The sequence below is a fragment of the Streptomyces sp. NPDC001678 genome (assembly GCF_042892945.1).
Lineage (GTDB): Bacteria > Actinomycetota > Actinomycetes > Streptomycetales > Streptomycetaceae > Streptomyces.
In genome coordinates, this window is the sequence record NZ_JBIAUP010000012.1 from 220,758 (window position 1) to 230,235 (window position 9,478).

At 73.4% G+C, this 9,478-nt stretch carries 7 protein-coding genes; 2 read left to right on the plus strand and 5 right to left on the minus strand.

All coding sequences use genetic code 11. The features are described from left to right. Positions 1 to 81: 81 nt before the first annotated feature. Complete coding sequence (locus tag ACFYZR_RS24675) at positions 82 to 1,125, minus strand: hypothetical protein (protein WP_391913763.1); 1,044 nt, start codon at positions 1,123 to 1,125, stop codon at positions 82 to 84. Between the two features lie 122 nt (positions 1,126 to 1,247). Between ACFYZR_RS24675 and ACFYZR_RS24680 the strand changes: the two genes are divergently transcribed. After that, positions 1,248 to 1,688: a MarR family winged helix-turn-helix transcriptional regulator gene (locus ACFYZR_RS24680; RefSeq protein ID WP_391913765.1), complete on the plus strand. Its 441-nt coding sequence runs from the start codon at positions 1,248 to 1,250 to the stop codon at positions 1,686 to 1,688. 147 nt (positions 1,689 to 1,835) lie between these two features. Then, complete coding sequence (locus tag ACFYZR_RS24685; RefSeq protein WP_361709706.1) at positions 1,836 to 2,186, plus strand: peptidase inhibitor family I36 protein; 351 nt, start codon at positions 1,836 to 1,838, stop codon at positions 2,184 to 2,186. Between the two features lie 93 nt (positions 2,187 to 2,279). Here the strand turns inward: ACFYZR_RS24685 and ACFYZR_RS24690 are convergent, their stop codons facing one another. The 4 genes from ACFYZR_RS24690 to ACFYZR_RS24705 form a co-directional block, all read right to left on the minus strand. Beyond that, the gene (locus ACFYZR_RS24690; protein WP_391913767.1) at positions 2,280 to 4,379 is read right to left on the minus strand and encodes a fructose-specific PTS transporter subunit EIIC; all 2,100 of its coding nucleotides are present in this window, start codon (positions 4,377 to 4,379) and stop codon (positions 2,280 to 2,282) included. A gap of 68 nt (positions 4,380 to 4,447) precedes the next feature. Beyond that, complete coding sequence (gene pfkB, locus ACFYZR_RS24695) at positions 4,448 to 5,395, minus strand: 1-phosphofructokinase (RefSeq protein WP_391913769.1); 948 nt, start codon at positions 5,393 to 5,395, stop codon at positions 4,448 to 4,450. Next, a complete protein-coding gene (locus ACFYZR_RS24700; RefSeq protein WP_391913771.1) occupies positions 5,392 to 6,153 on the minus strand; it encodes a DeoR/GlpR family DNA-binding transcription regulator in 762 nt (253 codons plus the stop codon). Before ACFYZR_RS24700 ends, pfkB begins: the two co-directional genes overlap by 4 nt. Before the next feature lie 121 nt (positions 6,154 to 6,274). After that, entirely contained in the window at positions 6,275 to 9,016 is a 2,742-nt protein-coding gene (locus ACFYZR_RS24705) for a M4 family metallopeptidase (protein ID WP_391913773.1), read from the minus strand. Positions 9,017 to 9,478: the final 462 nt, after the last annotated feature.

Below are 9,478 nucleotides of genomic sequence, written 5' to 3' on the forward strand. Positions count from 1 at the left end.
CCGGCGCGGCCGGGGACCTGGGGGATGCGCCCGCGCGCCCGCGCGCCCGCCGACCCGGCGGGCGCGCTCGGGCGGTGTCGCTCACACCCCCACGGCCTCCTCCATCTCCTCCTCCGCGTCGTCGGCGGCCGCCCCGGGCGCGGCGGACGTGGCGGGCCGAGCGCGCCGGGCCTCGGCGGCCCAGGCGGCGCAGACGACCGCGACGCCGGCGACCAGCCACAGCGCCAGCGTCCACACGTGCCGGCCCAGGCCCGCGTGGCCGAAGTAGACGAGGCTGCGGATGCCCTCGACGAACCCGGCGCCGTTCCAGAAGGAGTGCAGCGCGGCGAAGAAGCCGTTCTGGAGCTCGGGGCGGTAGACACCGCCGGCGCTGGTGAAGTTGAGCATGACGAAGAGGACCATCACGCCCAGCGTGGTCCAGCGCTTGAGGAAGGTGTGCAGTCCGGTGCCGACGAGCAGGACGCCCGCCGAGTAGACCCACGCCATGGCCCACAGCCCCGGCAGGCCCCGGTCGACCAGGTGGAAGACGGGCCCGGCGAAGAGCGTGCCGATCACGCTGACGACGAGCGACATGGCACCGGAGAGCGCGACCCGCAGCCGCATCGGCAGCACCGCGCCCGCTCCGCCGATCACGGCGACGGAGGCGTACGAGCCGATGCTGAGCGCGACCAGCAGGAAGAAGATGCCCTGGCCCGTGGGATCGTCCTCGGCGGGCGGCACCACGTCGGTGACCTTCAGCGGGGCACCCTGGCGCGCGGCGACGGGCTGGAAGACCTTCTGCACGGCGACGGCCGTGGTGTCCGAGCCGGCCGAGGCGATCAGCAGCTCGGGGGAGCGCCGGCCGGGTACGTAGGCGCCGAAGACCTGTCGGTCCTTCAGCTGCCGGACCGCTTCCTCGCGGTCGGCGACCGTCCGTACGGCGAGGCGGTCGCCCGCCTTGTCGGCGATGGTCTGCGCGAGCACCTGGGTGCCGGTGCCGGAGCCCACGACGGCGACGGGCAGCCGGTGCGGCTCGGGGTGGGCGAAGGCGCCCAGGTAGGCGAGGCCCATGCCGACGCACATCAGCAGGGGGGTGAGCAGGTGGGTCAGCACATGACGCAGCGCGCCGCCGTTGGTGGATCTCATCGGTGCCTTCCTCGGGCTCCCCGGTGCGGGGAGCCGTGAGCGTGATAGCCGGCAGATAGTTGGCAAATACAACTCTCTCTTCAAGTTGTACTCTACAACCACATGGCCTGAAAGGAGTCCCCGTGCCCCACCGTGACGAGTCCGTGGAGATCATCCAGCGGGAGCTGACCGCCTTCGCCCGCCGCGCCCGCGCCTCCGCGGCCCGGGTGCACCCCGAGCTCTCCCTGGTCTCCTTCACCCTGCTGTCCCACCTCGAGGACCGGCAGGGCTGCCGCGCCACCGACCTCGCGGCCCACTACCTGCTGGACAAGTCCACCGTCAGCCGGCAGATCGCCACGCTGGAGCGCCTCGGCCTCCTCGAACGCCGCGTCGACCCTGATGACCAGCGTGTTCAGGTCCTCCACCTCACCGCGGCGGGCCGGGAGACCCTCGCCCAGGTCGCCGCGCGACGCCACATGGCCTTCCAGGAGCGCCTCGCCGACTGGAACGAGGAGGACCTCGCCGGCTTCGCCGCGCACCTCCTGCGCTACAACGGGGCGCACGAGCCCTCCGGGGGCGCGTAGCCGTCGCCGGGAGCGGTCTTCGACGGAGATCGAAGCAGTCGACGGCGCTCACCAAGGGTGCGGATGATGTCGCTGTCGGTGGCGGTGAAGCGACTGCTTCAGGACACCGCCGACGCCTTCCGTGACCGTTCCTGGAAAGGGTGAACCATGCGCATCGTCTCCGCCGTCACCATGTCCCTGATCGCGCTCCTCATGCCTGCGACCAGCGCTTTCGCCGCCCCGGCCGCCGGGCCACCGGCCTGCCCCAACGGCTCGGTCTGCTTCTTCAGCGGGTCGGACTACCACGGCTCGAGCTGGGAGTGGACGGCCTCCAGCGGCTACCGCGACATGCCCCCGGCCCTCCACGACAACGTCGGATCCTTCGTGGCGAGCACCGACGCCTGCTTCATCAACTGGGACCCGAAGGAGACCCGCCAGGTGCACAACGGCGACTGGCGCAGGGCGTACGGGGGCGACTTCGGCGGCCGGATCGACGGGGTCAACGGGGGCAACTGCTGACCCGCATGACCCGCATGACCCGCATGACCTGCTGAAACGCCCGCGGGTCCCGGCGTGGAGGACGCCGGGACCCGCAGCGGTGCGACGGCCGTGTCAGGCGACGGCCGCAGCCGCGTCCCGCTCCGGCTCCGGGCGGCGCAGCCCCTTCAGGAGGACGACCAGCGCGGCGCCGACGCCCGTGCCCGCCGCGATCGCGACGAGGTACAGCAGCGGCTGCCCGATCAGCGGGACGACGAAGGCACCGCCGTGCGGTGCCCGCAGGGTGCAGCCGAACGCCATGGACAGGGCGCCCGTCACCGCGCCGCCCGCCATCGCGGAAGGGATCACGCGCAGGGGGTCCGCCGCCGCGAAGGGGATCGCGCCCTCGGTGATGAAGGAGGCGCCCAGCACCCACGCGGCCTTGCCGTTCTCCCGCTCGGCCCGGGTGAACAGCCGTCCCCGCACGGCCGTGGCCAGGGCCATCGCCAGCGGCGGCACCATCCCGGCCGCCATGACCGCCGCCATCACCTTCAGACTGCCCGCGTTGGGGTCGGCCAACCCACCGACGGCGAAGGTGTACGCGCACTTGTTCAGCGGACCGCCGAGGTCGAAGCACATCATCAGGCCCAGCACCGCGCCCAGGACGACCGCGTTCGTCCCCGACAGGCCGCCCAGCCAGTCGGTGAGCGCCTTCTGCAGCGCGGCGACCGGCTTGCCGACCACCAGGAACATCAGGAACCCGACCACCGCCGACGAGAGCAGCGGAATCACGACCACGGGCATGATGCCGCGCAGCACGGGCGGAACGGTCACCCGCCGGACGCCCAGGACGGCCGTCCCCGCCAGGAGACCGGCGATCAGCCCGCCCAGGAAGCCCGCGTTCACGGTCAGGGCGATCGAACCGCCCACGAAACCGGGCACGAGCCCGGGCCGGTCGGCCATCCCGTAGGCGATATAGCCCGCCAGCACCGGCACCAGGAACGCGAAGGCGGCCCCACCGGTCTGGAAGAACAACGCGGCCCAGCTCGCGGACTCGGTCCACAGGAAGTGGTCGGCGACCGACGGCGCCTTGTTCACCTGGTAGCCACCGACGGCGAAGGCCAGGGCGATCAGCAGACCGCCCGCCGCGACGAACGGCACCATGTAGCTCACGCCCGTCATCAGCCATGTACGCAGCCGGGTGCCGAACCCGTCGCCCGCCCCGGCCCCCGCGTCCATGGGCGCGGCCGGGCGCGCCGCCCGCACACCACCGGCCGCCGCCAGCCCGCACACCTCGGCGATCAGCTCGGCGGGCCGGTTGACCCCGGCCTTCACGCCGACGTCCACGGTGGGCTTGCCCGCGAAACGGTCCCGCTCGCGCACCTCCACGTCATGGGCGAGGATCACGCCGTCGGCCGCCGCGACGACCGCCGGGTCGAGCCGGGTGAACCCGGCGGAACCCTGCGTCTCGACGACGAGCTCCACCCCCGCGTCCACGGCGGCCTGCCGCAGCGCCTCGGCCGCCATATAGGTGTGCGCGATACCGGTCGGGCAGGACGTGACCGCGACGAGACGCAGGGGCGGCCGTCCGGAGGCGCCGGCGGGGGCCGACGGCGTCGGCTCCGCCACCGCGGCCGCCCGGGGCCGCTCGTAGGCCGCGACGACGCCCGGGGCCTCGGCCCCCGCCTCCGGCGCCTCGGCCCCGTCCGGACGCCGGGCCGGGGCCGGAGCCCCGGTCACTTCCGCGGCCTCGGCCGGCCCCTCGTCCGCCTGGGCCTCCTCCCGCGCCGGCGGCGCGTCGCCGCGCAGCAGCGCCGCGACGGCCTCCGCGCTCTCCGCCGCCCGCAGCGCGCCCGTGAACTCCGCGTCCATCAGCTGCCGTGCCAGCGCCGACAGAATGGTGAGGTGGTCGCTGTCGGCGCCCGCCGGGGCGGCTATCAGGAAGACCAGGTCCGCCGGGCCGTCCGGCGCCCCGAAGTCGATCCCGGCGGAAGCGCGGCCGAAGGCCAGCGTCGGCTCGGTGACGTGCGCGCTGCGGCAGTGGGGGATGCCGATGCCACCGTCGAGTCCCGTCGGCATCTGCGCCTCGCGCGCGGCCACGTCGGCCAGGAAGCCCTCCAGGTCCGTGACCCGGCCCAGGGCCCGCATCCGTTCGGCGAGCGAGCGCGCCGCCGCTTCCTTCGTACTGGCGGACAGGTCCAGATCGACCAGTCCGGCCGTGATCAGTTCACTCATCGCGGGCTCCCTTGCACGCGCTGACGCCCGGCGGGCGGTGGGGGACAGGAGGGGGAATGCAGAGGACGTCAGACGGCGGGCCCGGCCAGCGCGCGGTCGTACGGCACCGCCGCCGTGACCGTCACCGCCTCCGGCACGAGATCGGCCGGGACCGGCATCGCGCTGCCGGGCAGCCCCACGGCCGCCGCGCCGTGCGCGAGGGCCGAGGCCAGGGCGGCCGGGCCGGTCCCCCCGGCGACGAGGAAGCCGGCCAGGGACGCGTCGCCCGCGCCGACGTCGCTGCGCACGGCGGCTACGGGCGCCGTCCCGAAGTGCGTGCCGCTGTCGTCGACCAGCAGCTGGCCGTCCGCGCCGAGGCTGGCCAGCACCGCCCGCGCGCCCAGGGCCCGCAGCTCCTCCGCCGCGTCGGCCACGTCGCCGATGGTGGCCAGCGGCCGGCCGACGGCCTGGGCGAGCTCGTGCGCGTTGGGCTTGACGACGTCCGGGCGCTCCCGCAGCGCCGCGGTGAGCGCGGGCCCCGAGGTGTCCAGGGCGATCCGGGACCCGCCCGCGTGCGCGGCGGCCACCAGCCGCCCGTACCACTCGGGGGCCAGGCCGCGCGGCAGGCTGCCGCAGCAGGCGACCCAGTCCGCGCGGGCCGACCGCGCCCCCACGGCGGTGAGCAGGGCGTCGGCCTCGGCCGGGGCCAGCTCCGGACCCGCGGCATTGATCTTGGTGAGGGTGCCGTCCGGTTCGGCGACGGCGACGTTCACACGCGTCGAGCCGTGGACGGGCACCCCCGCCACCTCGATGCCTTGCTCGTCCAGCAGCCGCTCCAGCAGCGCGCCCTCCGCGCCGCCGAGCGGCAGCACCGCGACCGTGCGCCGCCCGGCGGCGGCCACGGCACGCGAGACGTTGACGCCCTTGCCACCGGGGTCGACCCGGTCGGCACCCGCCCGCAGCACAGCGCCGCGCTCGAGCCGAGGCACCTCGAAAGTGCGATCCAGGCTGGGATTGGGGGTGACGGTGAGAATCACGCGCGGACCACCGCCGGCCCGGCCAGCTCGACGGCCCGCGCGTCCTGCGGCGACAGGCCCGAGTCCGTCACGACCAGGTCCACGTCGGCCAGGTCGCCGAAGCGCGCGAAGTGCCGCTGACCGTACTTGCCGGAGTCGGCGAGCAGCACCACACGCCGCGCCGCGCCCGTCACCGCCCGCTTGACGGCGGCCTCCGCCAGATCGGGCGTGGTCAGGCCGCCGTCGGGGGAGAAGCCGTTGGTCGCCAGGAAGGCGACGTCCGCGTGGATCTCGGCGTACGCGCGCAGCGCCCATTCGTCCACGGCGGCGCGCGTCCGTCGCCGTACCCGGCCGCCGACGAGGTGCAGCGCGATGCCCGGGTGGTCGGCCAGCCGGGCGGCGACCGGCAGGGCGTGGGTGACGACGGTGAGGGTGGAGTCGAGGGGGAGCAGCCCGGCGAGGCGGGTGGCGGTCGTACCCGCGTCGATGATGACGCTGCCGTCGGCGGGGAGCTCGGCGAGGGCGGCCCGCGCGATGGCGTCCTTCTCGTCCGCCGCCGTGGTCTCCCGCTCGGCGAGGTCCGGCTCGAAGTCGAGCCGTCCGGCGGGGATGGCGCCACCGTGGACCCGCCGGACGAGCCCGGCCCGGTCGAGGGCCTTGAGGTCGCGCCGCACGGTCTCGGCGGTGACCCGGAAGTCCTCGGCGAGGGAGAGCACCTCCACCCGGCCGCGCTCACGGGCGAGGCGCAGGATCTCCTGCTGACGCTCCGGTGCGTACATGAAGGACTACTTCCGTTCGATGCCCGAATCTGTTGTTATCGGCCACCCTACTGACTGGATGGTGAGAAAGTAAACAGAATCGGGCAAGCAAACGGACATGATCGGGCATTGCTCGGGGTTATCAGCCGCACTTCCCGGCTGGGCGGGACCGGGTGACGAGGTCGGGATACCCGGTGGTCGCGTCGATCCACACCACCTGGGCGCCGGCTGCGGCGGCGGCTCCCAGCTGTTCACCGCGGCCGCAGGAGACCCGGCCCCTGCGGGAGCCGTCGGTCGAGAGCTGCCACAGCTTGGACAGCGTCTCGTTGCGGAAGACGGTGTCCGGCGTCCCTGCCGTGACGGTCACCGCGTCCTCGGAGGCCGTCAGACCGACGCCGTACAGCGCGTTCTCCCCCTGCCCCGGGCTGATGTCGACGACGCCCGTGCCGTCGAGGCCCGCGCGCCGCACGGCCGTCCGGGCGCTGTCCTTGGCGTCCCTGACCAGCCAGAAGACGTGCTTGCTCGTGATCGCGGTCCGCCCCAGGTCATATGGTGTGCCGATCTGCGGCAGTACCGTCACCTTGCCGGTCGCGATGTCCAGCACTTTGGTGTCCTGGCGGTAGACGCCGAGGACGCGGCCCGAGTCGGTGTAGGCGATGCGGCCGTTCTTCAGGGACGGCCGTGCCGTCATGGCCCAGAGCTTGCCCGACTCCGGGTAGATCTCCGTAGGCTCGATCTCACCGATGCGCAGGTACACCACGCGGTTGCCGCCCTTGCGCTGCCCGATCTCGAAGACCACGTCCTTCCCCTCGATCCGGGGCGAGTAGATCCCGTGCCGGTCGGCGTACAGCTTTTTGATGGGCCCGCCGGCGATCGGCCGCGCCAGGACCTCCACACGGTTGCCCCGGTACGCCACCCAGACCACCGTCCTGCCGTCGGTGGCCGGCTCGACGTGGTTCCGGCCGTCGTTGGGGCTGATCAGCTTCTTCTCGCCGGTGCCGTCCGTACGCCCGGCCCAGACCGAGTTGGCCTCGGTACCGCTCTCGTTCGACGCGGACGCGGCCCACCAGCCGCCGCCCGCGCCCACGTTCGTCCTGTCGGTAGTCACCCTGGAGAGGAGCCGGTCGGTGTCGGCGCCGATGGCCAGCTCCCAGCCGGGGACGATGCCGTGGGCGGTGAAGGCCCGTTCGACGGCCCTGAGATCCTTTCCGGCGACGCCGAGTTCCCGGGCGGCGGCGACGACGGCGTCGCGGCCTTCGGTGAAGCCGTCCAGCGGGGTCATGTAGCCGGTGAGTGCCCGGTGGACGATCCTGTCGGCGAGGGTGCGGTCGAGGTCCTTGCGGATGTCCCAGAGCGCGCCGGAGAAGATGGTGGAGTTGAGGTGGACGCCGCCGCTGTCGGTGGCGAAGCCCACGCCGAGGAAGGACTTGGCGGTCGTCCTGCCGTCGTTCATGTCCCGGACGGCGCACGCGCGCGGGGACTTCGTGCGGCACAGGGTCTCGCCCAGCAGCCCCGATTCCGGGTCGCCCATGGACGTGCCCCGGGCGTCGGTCTTGACGGCGGCACCGAAGTAGTCCGCGATCGCCCCGGCGAGCGCTCCGGACTGGCCCGCCTGGACGAGCCCGGCGGTGCGCTCGACGACTCCGTGCGTCATCACGTGGCCGACCACGTCCAGGGCCGCGGAGAACGGGCGGTACTCAGCGTCGCCGTCGCCGTACGCCGCCTTGGTGCCCTCCCAGAAGGCGTTCTTGAGCGGGTGTCCGTAGTCCCAGAGGCCCACCAGGGAGTTGACCGCCATGCCCCGGCCGTCGACGCTGTCCCACCCGAGGACGGACTTGTAGTAGTCGTGGACCTTCCCGGCTGCCCAGTGCGCGTCGACCGCGCCGGCCTCGGTGGCCTCCTTGCCGAAGGCCGGGGTCGCCGAGCCGAACTCCCTGAGACCGGGCGGCCAGGTACCGGCCACCCAGCTGGGGCCCATGTGGCGCGCGTCCCAGGTGGCGATGGGCTTCTTGCCGCCGCCGTCCCGTGCTCGGGAGTAGTCGCGCATGACGTATTCCTTGCGCGCTTCGTCGCGGTCCAGCCGCAGTTCGACGGTCGTCCCGTCGGCCCTGACGCCGGAGCCCAGCACTGCGGGCCCCGGCGGGGGCGGCTTGGGTGCGTCGGGTGTGCCGTTGGGGTCGTATGTGCCGGAGAGCAAGTCCCGTGAGGGCACGTCGAACGTCTTGATACTGCTGTACTGGAAGACCGGATAGCCGCCGGCGGCGTCGACGTAGACCTCTTCCAGCACCGGTGCCCCGGTGGCCGGGTCCGTGCCGCGCACGGTGACGTGCTGGGCGAGCACACCCGTACCCCTGGGCAGGACGACCAGGCCGCGCGCGGTGCCGGTCAGCGGCGGCGCGTCCTCGTCGTCCCGGTCGTCCCCGCCGCGAACGCCGAAGCCGTCGCGGTCGAGCCGGGTGAGTGTCGCGTCGACGGCCCGTTCGACAGCGAGTTCCTCACTCACCTCGGGTGTGGTGCCGGTGGTCAGCGCTGTGAAGTATTTGCCGGAGGCGCCGGTGACGACGCGCTTGCCGTTCTGCCGTTGCATGCGAACGACGTACTGCCCGCCCAGGACGTCCACGCCCCGGTGTTTCTGCTGGAACCGTACGGTCTCCGAGGTGCCGGAGGCGGTGGTCAGCAGGGGCGTCAGGTCGCGGGCGGGATCGGCGATCCGGTAGCGGCTCTCCCCGGCGGCGAGATGGACGAGCGCCGCGTCCGCCGCGCTCCCCGTGGCCGCCACCGGCTCCCGGACGCCCTCGACGAGGGCGGGCGTCGCGGTGCGCCGGCCGGGAACCACCTCTCCCGGCGCGGTGCCCGACGGCCCGGCGGCCGCGCCGGCGGGCACCGCGGGGACGACGAGTGCGGCGGCGCTGATCAGCGCCGCCGCACCGGTGGATGCCCTCGGCCGTGCCGTCCGTCTTGCCGTGCGTCTTTCTGTCCGTCTTTCTGTCCGTGCTCTGGGTTCGCGCAAGGTTCCCCCTCCGAGTACGTCGCGTCCGATGCGTCGCGACGAGCGGTGCGTAACGTGCCCGACAGCAGGAACATGCAAGCGGTGGTGAGCCCGCTCATCAATGGGCAAGGTGATTCCGCGAGTGGAATCGAGCCTTGATTCGCTCGGAGCCCCCTACTGTCGTCCCGCCGCCCCCGCCTCCAGCGGCCGGGGGATATCCCCCGGCGACGAAGCGGATATACGGGGAGGGCGGCGGCGCCCCGGGTGGGGTGCCGCCGCCCTTTTCGCGTCTGTGGGTCCGCTTAGTACGCGGAGTTGACGTTGTCCATGGAGCCGTACTTGTCGGCGGCGTAGGCG